Annotated in this window: 13 protein-coding genes; 5 read left to right on the top strand and 8 right to left on the bottom strand. The window is 41.5% G+C overall.

The features are described 5' to 3' along the window. Positions 1-42: 42 nt before the first annotated feature. The gene (lysC, locus tag PR725_RS18540) at positions 43-1,419 is read right to left on the bottom strand and encodes a lysine-sensitive aspartokinase 3 (protein WP_109913078.1); all 1,377 of its coding nucleotides are present in this window, start codon (positions 1,417-1,419) and stop codon (positions 43-45) included. A gap of 369 nt (positions 1,420-1,788) precedes the next feature. Between lysC and pgi the strand changes: the two genes are divergently transcribed. The 3 genes from pgi to ubiA all read left to right on the top strand — a co-directional run bounded on the left by pgi (position 1,789) and on the right by ubiA (position 5,280). Next, positions 1,789-3,435 carry a glucose-6-phosphate isomerase gene (gene pgi / locus PR725_RS18535; protein WP_004915231.1) on the top strand — a complete coding sequence of 549 codons (1,647 nt, stop codon included), beginning with the start codon at positions 1,789-1,791 and terminating at the stop codon, positions 3,433-3,435. Between the two features lie 335 nt (positions 3,436-3,770). Beyond that, positions 3,771-4,274: a chorismate lyase gene (gene ubiC, locus PR725_RS18530; protein ID WP_004915228.1), complete on the top strand. Its 504-nt coding sequence runs from the start codon at positions 3,771-3,773 to the stop codon at positions 4,272-4,274. A gap of 151 nt (positions 4,275-4,425) precedes the next feature. Beyond that, positions 4,426-5,280: a 4-hydroxybenzoate octaprenyltransferase gene (ubiA, locus tag PR725_RS18525; protein ID WP_196719075.1), complete on the top strand. Its 855-nt coding sequence runs from the start codon at positions 4,426-4,428 to the stop codon at positions 5,278-5,280. Between the two features lie 100 nt (positions 5,281-5,380). Here ubiA and PR725_RS18520 read toward each other — a convergent pair whose 3' ends face one another. The 5 genes from PR725_RS18520 to plsB all read right to left on the bottom strand — a co-directional run bounded on the left by PR725_RS18520 (position 5,381) and on the right by plsB (position 12,725). Further along, a complete protein-coding gene (locus tag PR725_RS18520) occupies positions 5,381-6,445 on the bottom strand; it encodes a hypothetical protein (protein ID WP_196719076.1) in 1,065 nt (354 codons plus the stop codon). Positions 6,446-6,537: 92 nt separating this feature from the next. After that, the gene (locus PR725_RS18515) at positions 6,538-7,308 is read right to left on the bottom strand and encodes a ZirU family protein (protein ID WP_272569959.1); all 771 of its coding nucleotides are present in this window, start codon (positions 7,306-7,308) and stop codon (positions 6,538-6,540) included. Between the two features lie 50 nt (positions 7,309-7,358). Continuing rightward, complete coding sequence (locus PR725_RS18510) at positions 7,359-9,326, bottom strand: inverse autotransporter beta domain-containing protein (protein ID WP_198635390.1); 1,968 nt, start codon at positions 9,324-9,326, stop codon at positions 7,359-7,361. Positions 9,327-9,931: 605 nt separating this feature from the next. Beyond that, a complete protein-coding gene (locus tag PR725_RS18505; RefSeq protein ID WP_162617350.1) occupies positions 9,932-10,084 on the bottom strand; it encodes a transposase in 153 nt (50 codons plus the stop codon). Between the two features lie 157 nt (positions 10,085-10,241). Beyond that, positions 10,242-12,725, bottom strand: coding sequence for a glycerol-3-phosphate 1-O-acyltransferase PlsB (plsB, locus tag PR725_RS18500; RefSeq protein WP_109913070.1), 2,484 nt, complete (start codon positions 12,723-12,725; stop codon positions 10,242-10,244). A gap of 126 nt (positions 12,726-12,851) precedes the next feature. Here plsB and PR725_RS18495 point away from each other — a divergent pair, with 126 nt between their 5' ends. Further along, positions 12,852-13,226 carry a diacylglycerol kinase gene (locus PR725_RS18495; protein WP_004915220.1) on the top strand — a complete coding sequence of 125 codons (375 nt, stop codon included), beginning with the start codon at positions 12,852-12,854 and terminating at the stop codon, positions 13,224-13,226. A gap of 136 nt (positions 13,227-13,362) precedes the next feature. After that, complete coding sequence (lexA, locus tag PR725_RS18490; protein WP_004915217.1) at positions 13,363-13,980, top strand: transcriptional repressor LexA; 618 nt, start codon at positions 13,363-13,365, stop codon at positions 13,978-13,980. Positions 13,981-14,138: 158 nt separating this feature from the next. Here the strand turns inward: lexA and zur are convergent, their stop codons facing one another. Then, positions 14,139-14,654 carry a zinc uptake transcriptional repressor Zur gene (gene zur, locus PR725_RS18485; RefSeq protein ID WP_004915213.1) on the bottom strand — a complete coding sequence of 172 codons (516 nt, stop codon included), beginning with the start codon at positions 14,652-14,654 and terminating at the stop codon, positions 14,139-14,141. 441 nt (positions 14,655-15,095) lie between these two features. Further along, positions 15,096-17,090: a TonB-dependent receptor plug domain-containing protein gene (locus PR725_RS18480; protein WP_196724043.1), complete on the bottom strand. Its 1,995-nt coding sequence runs from the start codon at positions 17,088-17,090 to the stop codon at positions 15,096-15,098. Between the last annotated feature and the right edge of the window lie 45 nt (positions 17,091-17,135).

Genomic DNA, 17,135 nt, shown 5'->3' with positions numbered 1-17,135 from the left:
ATCGTGATGATCGCCTTTTGGTATTTTGATCAAACTTCGACACTATTCAAATAAGTTACTGTGCAAGGTACGAACGATCTCTTCAGCATCATTCCCAGGAACCAATAAACAAATATTGTGGCTACTTGCGCCATAGCTGATCATGCGAATATTGAATGACTCAAGTGCGCCAAAAATTTGCCTTCCTAGGCCATTCACTTGCGACAGCTCATTACCAATGATTGCGACGAGCGCTAAATTCTCTTCTACTTCGACACGACATAATGCGGATAACTCTGTCATCAGCGCATTGGTGAGTAAGCTGCCGTTAGTTCCCGTTGAACCCGTTGTATCTAAGGTTAGTGCAACACTGACTTCTGACGTTGTAATTAAATCCACTGAAATATTGTGGCGCAGTAAAATGGTGAAAATTTCCGCTAAGAAGCCTCGCGCATGCAGCATTTTTAGGCTGTGTAAGGTGAGTAGCGTTTGTTTGCGGCGCAGTGCTAATGCCCTAAATTGTGGTGGATTAGTGGTTTTATCACACACAATGGTACCGCCAGCTTCGGGAGCTTTACTTGAACCAACAAAAACAGGGATCCCGGCACGTACTGCAGGAAGGAGTGTCGCTGGATGCAAAATTTTTGCACCAAAAGTCGCCATTTCAGCGGCTTCATCGAAAGCAATTTCATCAATCCGTTGGGCACTCGGTACGACGCGAGGGTCTGTGGTGTAAATTCCAGGAACATCAGTCCAAATATCGACACGTGATAAATTAAGTACTTCAGCTAACAGAGCGGCAGTGTAGTCACTTCCACCACGGCCAAGCGTTGTCGTGCGGCCTTTTTCATCACGGCCAATAAACCCTTGAGTGATCACAACCGACTCGGCAAGGCGCGGCATGAGTTGTTGTTCTGACAATGCTTTTAGTTGAGTCAACTCTGGCTCAGCACGACCAAAGCTGTCATTTGTTCTCATTACTTTGCGTACATCAAACCATTGGGAATTAGCATTACGTTGGCGTAGTACTTCAACAAATAGTAAGGTTGACATTAATTCGCCATGGCTGACCATTTCATCCGTTAATGCATCGGAAGTGGCTAAAGCAGCCGAATCAGCTAAATGTGCAATATTATCAAGTAACCGATTGATTTCTTCACGAATAACATCAGCTGTTTGTAGATTATCAATAATTGCATATTGAATATCTTTCACTTTTTTCAGCAGTTCATTGCGTTTATCCGCATCGCAGCCTTCAGCCAGTTCGATTAATAAATTGGTAATGCCAGCAGAAGCTGAAAGTACCACAACTCGCACATTTGGGTTGGAAAGAACGATATTGGCGCTGTTGTTCATCGCTTCAAAGTTAGCGACGCTGGTGCCGCCAAATTTGGCGATAACATACTGATGGTTGTCTGTTGAAGGCGCTGCGGTATTCATGGTGTCAATCCCTTTGGTTAAACCTAATCTTTATATAGATTTATCGGGTAAATGGGATTGCGTCAATCAAGAATCGAAGTAAATCAGTAATTCTAATGATAGGTAATTTATTATCGGTTTTCTCAATATACTCGTCATACTTCAAGCTGTGTGGGTGTTGACTGCGTTCATTGAATTATTGAGAGCATATACCTGCTATTTTTTAAGTGGTATGCATTGAAAGTGCGTATTTCAATAAAAGGGGTAATTAAGTCTGGAAAAGTGCGGCAGAATTGGGGAATATCAATATAACGCAGAAAACCGATAAGTCTCGTTTTCGTGACGGGGTACAATCTATTTCTATTTAATATTATTTGGAGAGTGTTATCCATGAGAAGTATTAATCCAAGCCAAACGGCTGCATGGCGGGCGCTAGAGCAACATTTTGCGCAAATGAAAAATGTTCATATGCGCGATTTGTTTGCACAGGATAAAGACCGCTTTACTCATTTTTCGGCGACGTTCGATGGTCAAATCTTAGTGGATTTCTCCAAAAATAGAATTACACAAGAAACATTGGAACATTTATTAGCCTTAGCAAAAGAAACAGAGCTAGAAAGCGCTATCAACAGCATGTTCCAAGGTGAGAAAATTAACCGTACTGAAGACCGTGCGGTATTACATACTGCTTTGCGCAACCGCGATAACACCCCTGTTTATGTCGATGGCAAAGATGTCATGCCTGAAGTGAATGCGGTATTGGATAAAATGCAGCAATTTAGTCAGCGCATTATCAGCGGTGATTGGAAAGGGTACACCGGTAAAGCGATTACTGATGTGGTGAACATCGGTATTGGTGGTTCTGACCTTGGTCCATTTATGGTGACAGAAGCACTACGACCATACAAAAACCACCTAAATATGCACTTTGTTTCTAATGTGGATGGCACGCAAATCGCTGAAACGTTGAAAACACTGAATCCAGAAACGACATTGTTCTTAATTGCGTCAAAAACCTTTACAACGCAAGAAACCATGACTAATGCGCATTCTGCTCGTGATTGGTTCTTGGCTGCGGCAAAAGATGAAAGCCAAGTTGCTAAGCATTTTGTGGCGCTTTCAACGAATAGCGAAGAAGTTGCGAAGTTTGGTATTGATACCAACAATATGTTTGAATTCTGGGATTGGGTTGGTGGCCGCTATTCATTATGGTCAGCAATTGGTTTATCGATTATTTTATCGGTTGGCTTTGATAATTTCGTTCAATTATTGAGCGGCGCCCATGCGATGGATAAACATTTTACCCAAACTCCATTAGAAAAAAACATCCCGGTGTTGTTGGGTTTGATTGGCATTTGGTACAACAATTTTTTTGAAGCAGAAACTGAAGCGATTCTGCCATACGACCAATACATGCATCGCTTTGCCGCATACTTCCAACAAGGCAATATGGAGTCGAACGGTAAATATATTGGTCGTGATGGAAAACCTGTTACTTATCAAACTGGTCCAATTATTTGGGGGGAGCCAGGAACCAATGGCCAACATGCGTTTTATCAGTTGATCCACCAAGGAACGAAGATGATCCCATGTGATTTTATCGCACCTGCGGTAACTCATAACCCGTTAGGGGATCACCATGAAAAATTGTTATCGAATTTCTTTGCGCAAACCGAAGCACTAGCATTTGGTAAAACTCGTGAAGTGGTCGATGCTGAATTTGCTGCACAAGGTAAAAATGTAGCAGATATGGAATATGTTGCGCCTTATAAAGTGTTTGAAGGCAACCGTCCAACTAACTCTATTTTATTGAAATCAATTACACCATATTCGTTAGGTGCATTGATTGCCATGTATGAGCACAAAATTTTCACCCAAGGGGCGATTTTAAACATCTTTACTTTCGACCAATGGGGGGTTGAATTAGGTAAACAGCTCGCAAGCCGTATCCTGCCTGAATTAGAAAATAGTGATACCGTGAGTAGTCATGATAGTTCGACCAATGGTTTGATTAATAGCTATAAAGCTTGGCGATAAATTACTAACGTATTATTTAAATACTTCAATATAAGGTAGGAGCTTCCTGCCTTATATTGTTTAGTCGACATTTTGTTTAATTGAACGATTGTTTAATCGACTATTTTTCAAGCAACTAAATCTATTTTGTTACGATATTAATGAATTTTATTATTATCGATAACTAGCTAGTATTTAAAAAACTTTTCACTATATTTTTACATTTTGTGTTGAAAATGTGACTTTTTATATAAATTGTTAGCTAACTTTAACCTTGTCGTAAAACAACGTGATATCCTATTGTGTAAGAAATACAGTAAATCATAACCATGTTATTCATGGTGGAATTTTAAGTAATGGATGAAACGCTTTTTACTTCTCAGCCGATTCACTGGCTGGCGGAGAACGATAAAATAGTGCCTGCCAATGTATTAGATTGGCTATTAGAGCTTGGCTCCATGACAAAACGTTTTGAGCAACATAGCCAGCAAGTTACCGTGATACCTTATTTAGAGCGCTATGTATCGCAAGATAAGCTAAGTGCGGATGAAGTGCAGTCTTTACCTGAAAGCCAGCGTTATTGGGTCAGAGAAGTTGTCATGTATGGAGATGGTATCCCTTGGTTACTGGGCCGAACGGTAATCCCTGAAGAAACACTGACTGATGATGATCAGCAGCTGGTGGATATTGGGAGAATGCCGTTAGGGCGTTATTTATTTAGCCGTGACAGCTTAACTCGAGATTATATTCATATTGGTTCTTGCGCAAACCGTTGGGTACGTTGTTCTCGGTTAAGATTATCGGATAAACCCTTATTATTAACCGAAATATTTTTACCTGAATCACCTGCATATCGTTAACTATCCTAAGTATTTTGAATTTTCAGGTTTCTGCAATGACACTATGCCAACAAATATAAATCAGTAAGTTGCAGAGGTTGGTGGTATTAAAATATACCCAATTTGAAGTATGATGGAATTCGAAAAGGAGCACGACAAAGTGGAGGGAAGTATGACGCTCAGTAAATGGCATGCATACAGCCGTTTAATGCGTATTGATAGACCCATTGGTTCACTGTTGCTATTGTGGCCGACGTATTGGGCATTATGGATTGCGGCTCAAGGTACGCCAAGTTTACATCTTTTAATTGTATTTACTGCCGGCGTATTTTTTATGCGTGCAGCTGGTTGTGTTATTAATGACTTTGCTGACCGTCATTTTGATGGCCACGTAGAGCGGACTAAACACCGCCCACTCCCGAGTGGTGACGTGACAGAAAAAGAAGCAAAAATATTGTTTGCAAGTTTAGTGGGTGTGTCCTTCTTGCTGGTTTTAACTTTAAATTTAATGACAATTTGGTTGTCCATTGCGGCGCTTGCTTTGGCATGGATTTACCCTTTTGTTAAAAGAGTCAGTCATTTACCTCAGGTTGTACTGGGCGCAGCATTTGGCTGGTCGATTCCAATGGCTTTCTCTGCGGTGGGTGAAACACTCCCGTTAGTATGCTGGGTATTGTTTTTCATAAATATTATTTGGTCAGTGATTTACGACACGCAATATGCCATGGTTGACCGTGACGATGATTTAAAAATCGGCGTGAAATCAACAGCCATTTTATTTGGCCAGTATGACAAATTAATTATTGGGTTACTGCAATTACTGATGGTCGGCTTGCTGGTGGCTGTGGGATCATTGGCTGCTCTGGGGAGCATTTACTATTTTTCTCTGGCGCTGGTTGTGGGGTTATTTGCTTATCAGCAAAAACTGATGGTCAATAGAGAGCGTGCTCCCTGTTTTAAAGCTTTTATGAATAATAACTATGTTGGTTTTATCTTATTTGTCGGAATTTTTTTGAGTTATTGGTAAACAGGTTGTTGACGATTAACAGGAGCATGCTTTTCAGCTTTTCCTCTCAATGGCTGGAAAAACCCTAACCAAATGGCTAGGGTTTTGAGTGAGCAAATTACTAACGCTGCAGTACTATTTTAGACGATGTCGCGTGGGCAAATTTGCCGTTTGGAAAATCAACGCGGACCACAAGATAAATAGTTTCCCCGATACTGGATACTGCATTGTTTCCAAACTTTATAGTGTTTCCGTCGTCAGTAACAATTGAACCACTGTAAGTCTTCTTACCAACCTGATACTTTCTTGTCACATTAATATTTTCGTTCTTGTATTCACTGATGATTATTGATATCGGTTTGCCATAACCGAGGTGCGAATAATTTATCACCATATTGTACCCATATCCGGAGCGATTCCCTATTTGGTTGCCGTTATATATTTCTACTAGATGTGATGGTATTGCTTTAGCTACAGTGACCTTATTCGATTGAACTTGCGCACCTGTACTCGGTGTTCCGCTTGATGAGCGAGGGATGACATTGAAATAAATTTCACACCCTATATCTGCATCTTGTATGTGATAAGTTCTGCTTGTTGATATCGCCTGATGATTATTGTTACGAAAACAGAACCACTCGAAACTGGTTCCACTCTCAGGATCGCTCGGGCTGTCCCCATCAAGGTAGCGATAATTTCCGGTCAGTAATCTACCAGGCTCTGGCTGACCATCAATTTTCACATCATGAGCTTCTGGTGCCAGCCCTCTAGTAGTGAGAGTTGATGAAGTGAATATAGCGCCAGTTGCTGGTTCTGTGATTTTAGGGTCGGTTTGTGGCGTGACCTCGACCGACAGTTGTTTTCCATTGCCATCGCCGGGGACGAGTTTATAGCTATTTTGCGTGGCTCCTGAAATATTTTTACCATCGAGTTTCCATTGAAAAAGTGATGTTTCTAATGCATCCTTATCTGCATCCGTTATCTTTGGATCAGCGGTGACCGTGTCATTAACGGCGGGTGTCTTATTATTAAATTGAACATCAGTCACGACAGGTGCATGACCGATAACGGGAAGCGTTTGGGTATTGACTTCGATCACAGAAGCGGATACGCCTCCTACGATGACCAATCCTGCTGCCAACGTTATCAGACGAATAAGGGGGATAATTTTTGTCCTCTCTGCCATTTTATGAATATCCTCTTCTGTTATCGCAGTGTGTTATGGGTGCTTATTATCAAAAATACCGCAGCGAAATGTTTCGCTGCGGGGGATAGTGATTATTTGTTCGAAACGATAACCTGAATTTTACGTTTCTGCTCTGTGCTCTTAACCGTGTATGTTGCTGTGGTTGCACCTGAAATATCTGTGTATTTGCTCGAATTCACAGAGTCTTGAATCTGCCACTTGTAAGTCAGGTTATTATCACAAGTCCCGTGACAGGTGACATTTGCTTTCAGCGAATCACCAACCAGCGGTCGTGACCCAGCTCCAGTGAGACCCGAAATAGTTACTGATTTCACGATATTGCCATTCACTGTTGGGATATTAGTGCCGCCCACTATTGTCTTACCACCGATATCGATGAAGGTTGCTGCTGCTACGGCTACACTCTCTGACGGCTCCGTCTTAGCTGGATCCGTTTTTGCGACGGCCTTAACGGTAATGTTTTTACCTAACAATGCCGATATCAGTTTCAGCATGTTGCTCGTTTGCCCTGCAATAACATTTTTGCCGTCATGCCATTCATAGACGATAGACACTAGTGTATCGTTGTCTTTATCACTGAAGTCAAAACCTGACGCTTTCAACTCATCATTCTCACCTAATACACCGTCATTGTTCTTATCTGTGGCCGTGATGGTACCCGCTTTTAGCTCTGGTGCATGACCAATAACCGCAGTTGTTGCTGGGGAGGTTATCGAGATCGGAGTCTGAGTCGTGGCAGCGAGTGCCGATGTACCAAAAGTCATGCCTAACACGGCTCCCGCAATCAGGACAGATAGGTTGTTTTTGCGGATCATTGGGGTTTGTTGATTTTTGTTGCTCATCTAATTATTACCTTATATTTTAAATTTATTAAGTTGCCCTATAGGCGTATTTATTGTGCGGTCGCTCGCAACCTGCGTTTTTGCGTGTCTGCGGTGACTGTATATGTCATGGCTGTAGCGCCATTAATCGCTTGATACTGTCCTGATCCTTGTATTGTCTCCACTTCCCATTGCCAAGCTGTCGGCAAAATGCAGTTGACTTGGCACTCTGGTGTTGCTGTTAGGACATCCCCAACGACGGGGCGCTTTTTTATAACACTGCCGTTATGAAATATTTGTAATCCTACGGGGGCTGCCATCACTTCTATTTTTGTTGACGCTAGATTGATCCCCTCTACCTTCGGACTAAAAATGAGGGTGCCCGGCAATTTTCCAGTGGTGATGGTGGTGGTATAAACACCCGGTGCCGTTTCTTTCAACGCCTCCAACTTAACGCCACTTTGCGAAGGCGATAGTGATGACCCGCCTTTTTGTGTCGTGAAGGCGAACGGCAACTGAATCGATGAAGCCAATTTAGTCATCGGTGCATTCTGCTCATCCCGCATCGTCAGCGTTAATACCTCCGACTGATCGACATTCAGTACACCTGATCCAACAGTCAAACTTGAGTAGCGGTTAGAAAACCCTGCGTCGACAATCACTTTTATATAGGCCGGTTTTGATGCATTTCCCTTTCCATCCCATGCAATAGCACTTAGGGTATAAGTATTGCTTTTACCCGCCTGCCAAGCAGGTAGGCGAATTTGCCAAGCTGTTAAACTTTTGCCAACAGACTGTACTTTCCCACCGTTGGATGAAAACTCTGTCAGCATTCCCCATTTCACACGTTCAGCACCATATTTCGCTTTTAAGATAGCGCTCAGTGACTGTAGGCTGGCACCTCGACCACGGATTTCCTGCGGCAGTATTAAACTGATCAAATCCTGTTTACGGTATTCGAGTACAATGTTGTTATTGCGCTCAACCAGTGCCATTAGGCTGCCTGAGAGCGAACGCAGGCGAGCAACTGAACTCGATGATGTTTGGTCTTTCCAAGGCACACCGAATGAATAGGTCAGTTGTGCCTGAAGTTGCAGATCATCAGTTCCTTGTCCTGTACGCCAGTCAGCCCCAAGGGTAATTAATGGAATAGGTGTGTAATTCAACCCTACAGTCATTGTTTTTGGCGACTTACTACGAGAGTCCTTACCTTTCATTGCCACTTCATCACCGAAATATTGTTCATATTTCAGTTTGCCACCAAGTTGTGGATAAGATGGCAACCAAGCACTGGCGGTCATATCAAATCCGTTGGCGGGGCGTTCATCGTAGTCGTCAAAATCCCGTGACTGATGCCAGTTGTTGAGTCGCAGATAACCATTGGTTGAAAAGCGTAGATTATCGGACCACAATTCTCCGCCAATACCGAGTCGGCTGTTCCCACCTGTAATATCAGCGTCATAAAAGGTGTTGACGCCATACATCCATTGCTCATTGAACCGACGAGCGCCCACTCCTAAGTTTAGGGTGGTGCGATCATTAAGGTTCCGACCTCCTAACTGGGTGAACACCAGCCAATCTGGGTTTTGATATACAGGTAACAGCATGTCGGCAGACAGCGTACTTTGTGACAGTTTATCTCCCGGCTGTACACTAATTTGTGCGGTACCATATTGATTTAACCAACTCTCCATGGTTGATGACGCTGTGCTCACCGCCATATCCTTGGCCTGTTTAGTCAGGTACTCCTCTGCACTTTGTGTGTTCATCGCTTGGAAAAAGTTAGGGGCAGTTTGGGCCAACCAGTTCTCAATTTCACTATCTGAGTCGTTTACTTGTACACCTTTCTTCGTCGTTTTATCTGTCGTATTGGCGATGTAAGTGCTTGGTACATCGATTTGATCTCCAGCTGAAAGTTGTTCAAAAGCGCGGGCGAAATTGCGTTTTTGATTTAATGTTTTTAATTCCTCCACCGTCAGATTGTATTGATGAGCCACACTGTGAACGGTCTCTCCTGTCTGCAGGTGGTAAGGCTTCACTTTGATTCCATCTACAAACCCAGTAGCAAAGACTGAACCAGTTGGTATGATGGATACGGACAGTAAAACGGGAATCAATAAGGGCATCTGAGATGATTTGATACTGTAACGGTTAATACCAAAAATCATTTATTTATTCCTTTTATTCCTTCCTTTAAGTCGTTGTTTCCATAATTAGGATATTTCCATTGTGAATAAATGAACTATCAAAGGTGCTAAACACCAATAATAGAGTGAGATAAGCAGATATTGAGTTGCTGTTATAAATTTCAGTTATGTAATCTAATGCCTCATTTTGGTGGTGGATGTTAATACTCGACTCAATGATTGCATTTCGTCTTGCGGTGAAATTTATATATTTAGATTGATAATGTGAACGTACTTGTTTGGACTAAATAAGAAGTCATAGAGAGTGGGATTAATTAAGAAATGATAATTTATTATGAATTGAAATTATTTTTTGATATTTACCATATTTCAAACTGTGTGTTTTTTTGAATTTATTTGTTATTTATCAATTTTTTATGTTGGGTTTTGGCGGCTTTTCTTTTATTAAAATAATATTGAATACACATAAAAATCGCCTATCCTTCTAGCTATCAATATTAGGTATTGGCTGTTTTGGTTAGTGTGGTGGAATTCGATACTTTTTCAGTGAGTCCTATATATAGGAACCAAAAGTAAGCGCCATTGGTTTGGATTTCTTTAACGAAGCGATGCTCAGAGATAATACCAGATAAATAATTCAGCAACATCACCTTGATTAATCGAACTCAGTGGTTTCAAAAAACAATTCATCATTGGTGCGGCACTTCGAATTATTTAGGACATAGATTATTGTTAGCGCTAGCTCTATTAAATAAAAGGGGTAATGTGAATAACATTACCCCTTTTACTTATTTAGCTCCAAGATTTCTAGTCTGCATTTGTTTCAGTTTCTGTATTCTTCTCTATCGCAGTGGAAAACTCATCGTCTTGGCTAACACTTTCAATAGTTAAACGGATCTCAGGTGACATCAAGCGAGCCAGAACGGCATACAGTTTCTGTGCATTGGTAACAAAGATATCATTTTCATTATTATCAATGTAGCCTTCCTCCCTAAGGGTATCGACCAATGTCGAGAATACCGCTTTATCAAAGAATTCAGGAGCGTTAATACCGTGTAAAACAGAAAGGCGTTGCGCAAGGATACGACTTTGTTTTTCCAGTGTATTACGGCTGATTTCTGGACTCGCATTGAGTAATGACAATGTGATTGCATAACGTTGCAAAGTCTCACGAACGCCTGCTGCTAAGAGCTGTAATGGGCGAATACGGCGAGGATTTAGCACCACCACATCATCTTCTTTTAAGCAAATTAGCTTTTGGTTATTCAGTTCATCAATTAGTGTATCTACCGTCTCATGTAGCTCATCACTGTTATAACGCATAAACAGTTCTGCTTTTAAGAACGGGTAAATTTGGCCTACTTGATAGTGAATGTCTTGGCGGCTTATGCGTTCATGGTGTAACACAATGCTAGTTATTAGCGATGGTAATACTAATAAATGATGGATATTGTTACGGTAATAGGTCATCAAGACGGCATTTTCGCGAGGAAGAATGATAATATCCCCCATGCTGTCTTTTTCGACTTCAAATTTATCCATGTGCAAAGCATGTTCTAACAATTGCTCGGCCGTTTTATTTGGCGTTGTAGCATCTGCGGTGTATGGCACATTGCGCAATAATTGCAGGTAACAGTCGACTTGTTCAACTAGTTGCTCACGAGTCAGTGAGCGTTGACGAGAAGCCAGTAACGCAGTCGCACACAGGTTAATCGCATTGGCTGCAGCTGCATTATTAATATTGACCATAATGTTATCGGCTAACGAACTGACTGTTGGGTTTAGCCAAGTTGGTCTTTGTGGTTCGATAGGGTCGATAGAGTCGCGCCAATCAGGTACACGCTGGTTGAGATAGTGTGGAAGCGAAATTGGCTGGCCAAAGTTAACATAGCCTTGGCCTAGGTTGCGCAATTTACGCAAGCCGCGAACCATAGAGAAAAAGCCTTCTTTCTCTTTTTCTGCACCGCGCAGTTCTTTGGCGTAAGTACCCACTTCCATCACATGCTCATACCCGATGTAGATAGGAACAATGGTGATAGGGCGTGAGTCACCGCGCAACATCGCTTGTAACGTCATGGAGAGAGTACCCGTCTTAGGCTGTAACAAACGACCGGTACGTGAGCGCCCACCTTCCACAAAGTACTCGATGGAGTAACCTCGGGCAAATAGCTCACTTAAATATTCACGGAAAACGGTCGAATACAGTTTATTGCCTTTGAACGTTCGGCGAATAAAAAAGGCCCCTAAACGACGGAAAATAGGCCCAGCAGGCCAGAAATTGAGGTTGATCCCCGCGGCAATATGGGGTGGAACTAGCCCTTGATGGTATAGCACATATGAGAGCAGTAAGTAGTCCATATGGCTACGGTGGGATGGCACATAAACGATTTCATGGCCGTCTTGTGCTAGCTGGCGGACTCGTTCAGCGTGCTGAACATTAATGCCTTGATAAAGGCGATTCCAAGTCCAACTAAGAACCCTATCCGTTAAACGTACTGCTTCATAAGAGAAATTGGCTGCGATTTCTTCCATCATCCCAACGGCATTTTGCTGAGCTTTTTTGAGTGGAATTTTTTTACTGCGCGCTTCGTCTTCAACGGCTTTTTCAATTGCTTTTGACGTCAATAACTTATTAAACAGCTCATAACGTGCAGGGAGTTTAGGCCCAACTGCTGCGAGACGTTGGCGCGAATAGTGAATACGTGCGACACGAGCAAGTTTGTTGGCAATAATGGTGTCTGTACCGTGGTCTTGTGCCATTTTCCCAATTGAGACAATCGGAGATAAACGTACGAAGCTGTCACGTCCTAACCATAAAACGGCGAAGAATTTTTGGATGCCATTTAACAGTTTCAGTGGTGGTGCTGGGGTATGGCCTTCACGACCAGGTGAGCGCCCAAACATCACGGATGCCGGTAGCATTTGAATATCTAGATTTGGGTTGTTTTTATGCAAATCTAAATAAGCATGGAATGTTTTTACTGAATCCTTACGTGGATTCGGTGAATAATAGCGAAAAACACGTGGGCCATCATCGATAAAAACGTAGGCCGGAAGCTTCGTTCCATTGATATCATTGTCGACCAGCGGGTCTGGCAGACCAATAGCTAAGCATTGGTGCCGTAGCGTGAGGAGGTCAGACTTCGAATGATAAGGTAATACGTATAGGGTTGGCCTGTTGACATCAAGCTGCAACTCAGTGATGGGATCCGAAGGAATTAGTTTACTTTTTACCAATAATTTAAGTGGTAAATTCAACGTGTTGTAATATATTTTACGCCATAGTGACATAAATGATTATAGCCTCTTGTTAACAATGCTGCGCAATCATACCAGAAATACATGGTTAGATCTGTTACTGACAATTCACTTTGACCGTAAAAATCGATTATTGTTTGTATTTTTTAAGGAATAAATATGGCGAGTCAAGTTAAGGGCTTCACGCGAGTGATTAAAGCTGCGGGGTATTCCCTTAAAGGTTTGAAGGCAGCTTGGGTTAATGAAGCCGCATTTAGGCAAGAATCTGTTGCTGCAATTATCGCGATTTTTATCGCATTTTATTTAGATATCAGCTATATAGATAGGATTTTGTTAGTGAGTTCTGTTGTTCTGGTGGCAATAGTCGAATTACTGAATAGCGCGATAGAAGCCGTAGTTGACCGTATCGGAAGTGAATATCATGAACTTTCAGGGAGAGCTAAAGATATTGGTTCTGCCGCGGTATTTGTGAGTATCGGTTTAGCGTTGTTTATTTGGGTACTCGTATTATGGCAGCGCTATTTCCCTGGTTAAGGTGTTTGGTTACTTAATCAGGTAAAAAGAAAATAAATCGATAACAAATGCTTAAATTGAGCGATTTAACTGTTCCAAATCTTCATTTACCTGTATATACTCACAGCTTGACTGTATAAACAAACAGGGGAACGGAATGAAAGCACTGACGGCTCGACAACAGCAGGTTTACGATCTAGTGCGTGACCACATTTCGCAGACGGGTATGCCTCCTACACGCGCTGAGATAGCAGCAAGCCTTGGTTTTCGTTCGCCTAATGCGGCAGAAGAGCATTTAAAGGCCTTAGCGCGTAAAGGGGTTATTGAAATCGTCTCAGGTGCATCTCGAGGTATTCGTCTGCTTCTTGAAGAAGAAACCGAAGATCAGGGGTTACCTCTGATTGGACGTGTAGCCGCTGGCGAACCATTATTAGCACAGGAACATATTGAGAGCCACTATCAAGTTGACCCTGAGCTGTTTAAACCACATGCAGATTTCTTATTGCGTGTGAATGGGATGTCCATGAAAGATATTGGTATTATGGATGGCGATTTATTAGCTGTGCATAAAACACAAAATGTACATAACGGGCAAGTAGTGGTTGCACGTATCGAAGATGAAGTCACTGTTAAACGTTTTAAGCAACAGGGTAACCGTGTTGAGTTAATAGCAGAAAACCCAGAATTCGAACCTATTGTTGTTGACTTGCGTCAGCAAAATTTCACTATTGAAGGTTTAGCGGTTGGGGTTATTCGTAACAGTGATTGGTATTAATTTTCGTTAGCAACCAGCTGTGTTACAGACGGTGAAGACGATTGCAGGCAGATTTCATGGTTTTATTCTGAAGTCTGCCTGTTTTGTTTCCTTTCTTATATTTTTCTCTTCTCTATTTTCTCTTTGCATTTCATCAAACGATCTAGCAGTCCGGCTATTTACTTTTTCTTAGGGGTTACAGGTTGTTCGTGGTTATGATGACAATGTTCATGATCTTGGCAGCTATTCACTTCGTCGCAATTTTTACATAAACCATGGTTTTCCACTACGGTATGCCTTAAGCGGAATTGGTGTTCATCTGCCAAATTAATAATTGCGGCTTCTATCGTTGTGCAATCACTTTCCGTTACGCTTCCGCACTGGTCGCAAATTAACATAACAGAGATATGGCTTGGGTTATCAAAATGGTGACAAACAACATAGCTGTTGGTTGATTCGATTTTATGGATAAAACCTTGCTCCATTAAGAACTCAAGGCCACGATAAACGGTAGGTGGCTTAGCCTGAGGTTCAATTTCACGTAGTAAGTCGAGTAAATCATAAGCACTGATCGCACCATGCTGTTGTGCTATTAGGCTCAATACCGTTTCTCTCTGTGGTGTCAACCTGACGCCTCTTGATTGGCAAATATGTTCTGCCATCGCAAGAACTTTTTTTTCACTCATCTTTTCCATTTTATTGACCCCACCCGTTGAAAAATGCAAATGTTTACTGCACACAAGTTTATCACAGTTTCTTGAACTATTGAGAATCAAGAGATGAATGCGGTGCTATCAAAAAATTTTAGCTTTGCTGAGTTTTTTTGACTAATAAATAAAATATAAAAAATGATATTTAATTTTATTTAAAAATAAACAGATAAAATGAAACATATATTAAACAAATTTATTATAAATTCATAACTCATGATGAATAATTAATTGAAAGATTTAGTTTTAATTTGATGTAATTTCAATTAAGACTTATCTTGCCTTTAATTTACAACCTTCTTTTCTCACCCTCTAAAGCTTACTTTATGGGGTTTATGTTTATTATTTTTGCAGGAGCACAGATTAATCTTATTTTATTTATATAATATTAGGCAATGATTAAAGTCATTGCCTAATATATTTAGATTAGTATTTATATTCAATACCTAACCAATAATTACGACCCTCTTCGATATACCCATTAGTATATTCATATGATTTATCGAATAAGTTATTAACTGATGTATTAACAGATATTCCTTGTCCAAAGTCATAATCTAAACGTAGGTCAGTTTTGGCATATCCACGCACTTTGCTATCTGCATCGACATAATTAAAGGCCCAGCTTCTTGCTTCTTCGGTTACAGTGATGCTGAATGGCTCATAAGGGGTAAATTTCACCCAAGCGAAGGCTTTGTGGATAGGTAATTCAGCAACATGTTTAACGCTGTAGTGTTTTGGATCAGCATGAATGTAGCCGTAACTTAAACCCGCTTCCAACCAATCGGTAATTTGCCCGTTAGTCCCTAAATCAATGCCAAAGTAGTCAACTTTGCCGCTGTTACGATTTTCGAGTATATAACCTCCATCCTGATTAGTACCGACACGATGCGCCATAATGGCATCAGTTACATGGTTATAATAGAGACTTGAAGTATATGACCAAGTGGGTGAGATATGTCCCTTATAAGTCAAATCATAGGTAAGAGCACGCTCAGTATCGATATGTGGGTTAATGACGAATGTGTCGTCACTTTTCATTTTTTCTTTGGTATAACGCTCTTTTTGCGTTGGGAAACGGCTTCTTTCTGATATAGAAAATTGAACGGTATCTTTATTTTCTAAATGATAGCGAGCCATGACTTCCCAGTTGAACGCATGTTGGCTATTGCCATCGTATTTTTCAAAATCACCAGATTTGTAATCATAGCGCTTACCATCAGCACTTTTGCGCCAGTCATAGCCAATACCACCAATAATATCTAAGTTATCCATGGCAACCCATTGATATTCGGTAGCAATAGAATAGGTATTATCTTTATAGCGGTCGAATGGGACATCTCTTTTGGCGCGTGCACGGTGGACGTCTTCTTTCCAGTGTGCAGCAAATGACAGCATATCTAATTCACGCACGGTGAAGTCAACACGCATGTCAGCACCGTTACTGTAATCATCGTAACGGCTGTAGTTATAAAGGCCTTTTTCGTAATCTTTGACAGATTTATACTGATGAAGCGTATTTTTGAACGTATCGTGGTATAGGCGACTCTGTAAGGCGATATCGTCGGTGACTTGGGTTGTACCGTTGAAATAAATGCTTTCTTTATCATAAGCAGGCCACTGCCAAATTTGTTGTTTTTTATTCGTTACGCTAGGTGGACTATTTTTATCACCCTCTTGTTTTAAATAAGTCACGACGTATTCATCTGCTTCTCGTGGTGTCCAGCCTACTTTCACCATCATACGTTTGTCATCAGTTGCTGAATTCGGGCGACGGCCATTATTACCCGCTAATGGGTTATTATTTTCTGAGCCCGGTATTCCCATAAAGCGCTGCTTATATTGACTGCCACTGACTTGAATAAAGCCGAGATCGTTACGCCCCCCTAAACGTGCGCTGATATTGTGGGCGTTATCTGCACCGCGAGCAAAACCTTGGTTTAAGCTAATATTGGCTTCAAAGGGTTTTTGAGGCGTGGCGGTGGTTAAGTTGATAGCCCCGCCCATCAGGTTCGGGCCTTGTAATAGAGAGGTATAGCCGGTAGATAGCTCTACGCTGGCTAGCTCGCTAGTCATAAAGCGGCCAAGGTCTAGCGTACCGTCATAAGGCACGTAAGTTGGAATACCATCAAAGAAAATAGGTACTTGGCGGCTATCAAAACCACGTACATTGACTTGAGTTTCATTGCGGTTTCCTGATTTTTGAATAGAAACTCCTGGCATGGTACTCAGCGCCTGTGCGACGTTTGTTTTATTCAACTGCTTCATTTGGTTTTCTGTGATGATGTTAGCATCAGCGGCAAGCGGGGTGCTCCAAACGGACATCACATCGGTATTTTTTTCAGTGTTAGGTGAGGCTGCGTAGCCCTGTGTCGTGAATAAAGCCATCCCAATCCAATAGGTAATTTGTTTTATTTTCATTATGTCTTTCCAGTTTTGTAAATAACGATATATTATTTTTTATAC

The organism is Providencia sp. PROV255 (genome assembly GCF_028478065.1).
GTDB lineage: Bacteria > Pseudomonadota > Gammaproteobacteria > Enterobacterales > Enterobacteriaceae > Providencia > Providencia rettgeri.
This window is presented reverse-complemented; position numbering and strand designations above follow the sequence as displayed.

What these genes read in the sequence shown, in the direction of transcription:
- PR725_RS18520 (WP_196719076.1), bottom strand. Translation starts at nt 6,445, where the DNA reads ATGGCAGAGAGGACAAAAATTATCCCCCTTATTCGTCTGATAACGTTG.
- ubiC (WP_004915228.1), top strand. Translation starts at nt 3,771, where the DNA reads ATGGATGAAACGCTTTTTACTTCTCAGCCGATTCACTGGCTGGCGGAG.
- PR725_RS18480 (WP_196724043.1), bottom strand. Translation starts at nt 17,090, where the DNA reads ATGAAAATAAAACAAATTACCTATTGGATTGGGATGGCTTTATTCACG.
- ubiA (WP_196719075.1), top strand. Translation starts at nt 4,426, where the DNA reads ATGACGCTCAGTAAATGGCATGCATACAGCCGTTTAATGCGTATTGAT.
- zur (WP_004915213.1), bottom strand. Translation starts at nt 14,654, where the DNA reads ATGGAAAAGATGAGTGAAAAAAAAGTTCTTGCGATGGCAGAACATATT.
- PR725_RS18495 (WP_004915220.1), top strand. Translation starts at nt 12,852, where the DNA reads ATGGCGAGTCAAGTTAAGGGCTTCACGCGAGTGATTAAAGCTGCGGGG.
- lysC (WP_109913078.1), bottom strand. Translation starts at nt 1,419, where the DNA reads ATGAATACCGCAGCGCCTTCAACAGACAACCATCAGTATGTTATCGCC.
- plsB (WP_109913070.1), bottom strand. Translation starts at nt 12,725, where the DNA reads ATGTCACTATGGCGTAAAATATATTACAACACGTTGAATTTACCACTT.
- lexA (WP_004915217.1), top strand. Translation starts at nt 13,363, where the DNA reads ATGAAAGCACTGACGGCTCGACAACAGCAGGTTTACGATCTAGTGCGT.
- pgi (WP_004915231.1), top strand. Translation starts at nt 1,789, where the DNA reads ATGAGAAGTATTAATCCAAGCCAAACGGCTGCATGGCGGGCGCTAGAG.
- PR725_RS18515 (WP_272569959.1), bottom strand. Translation starts at nt 7,308, where the DNA reads ATGAGCAACAAAAATCAACAAACCCCAATGATCCGCAAAAACAACCTA.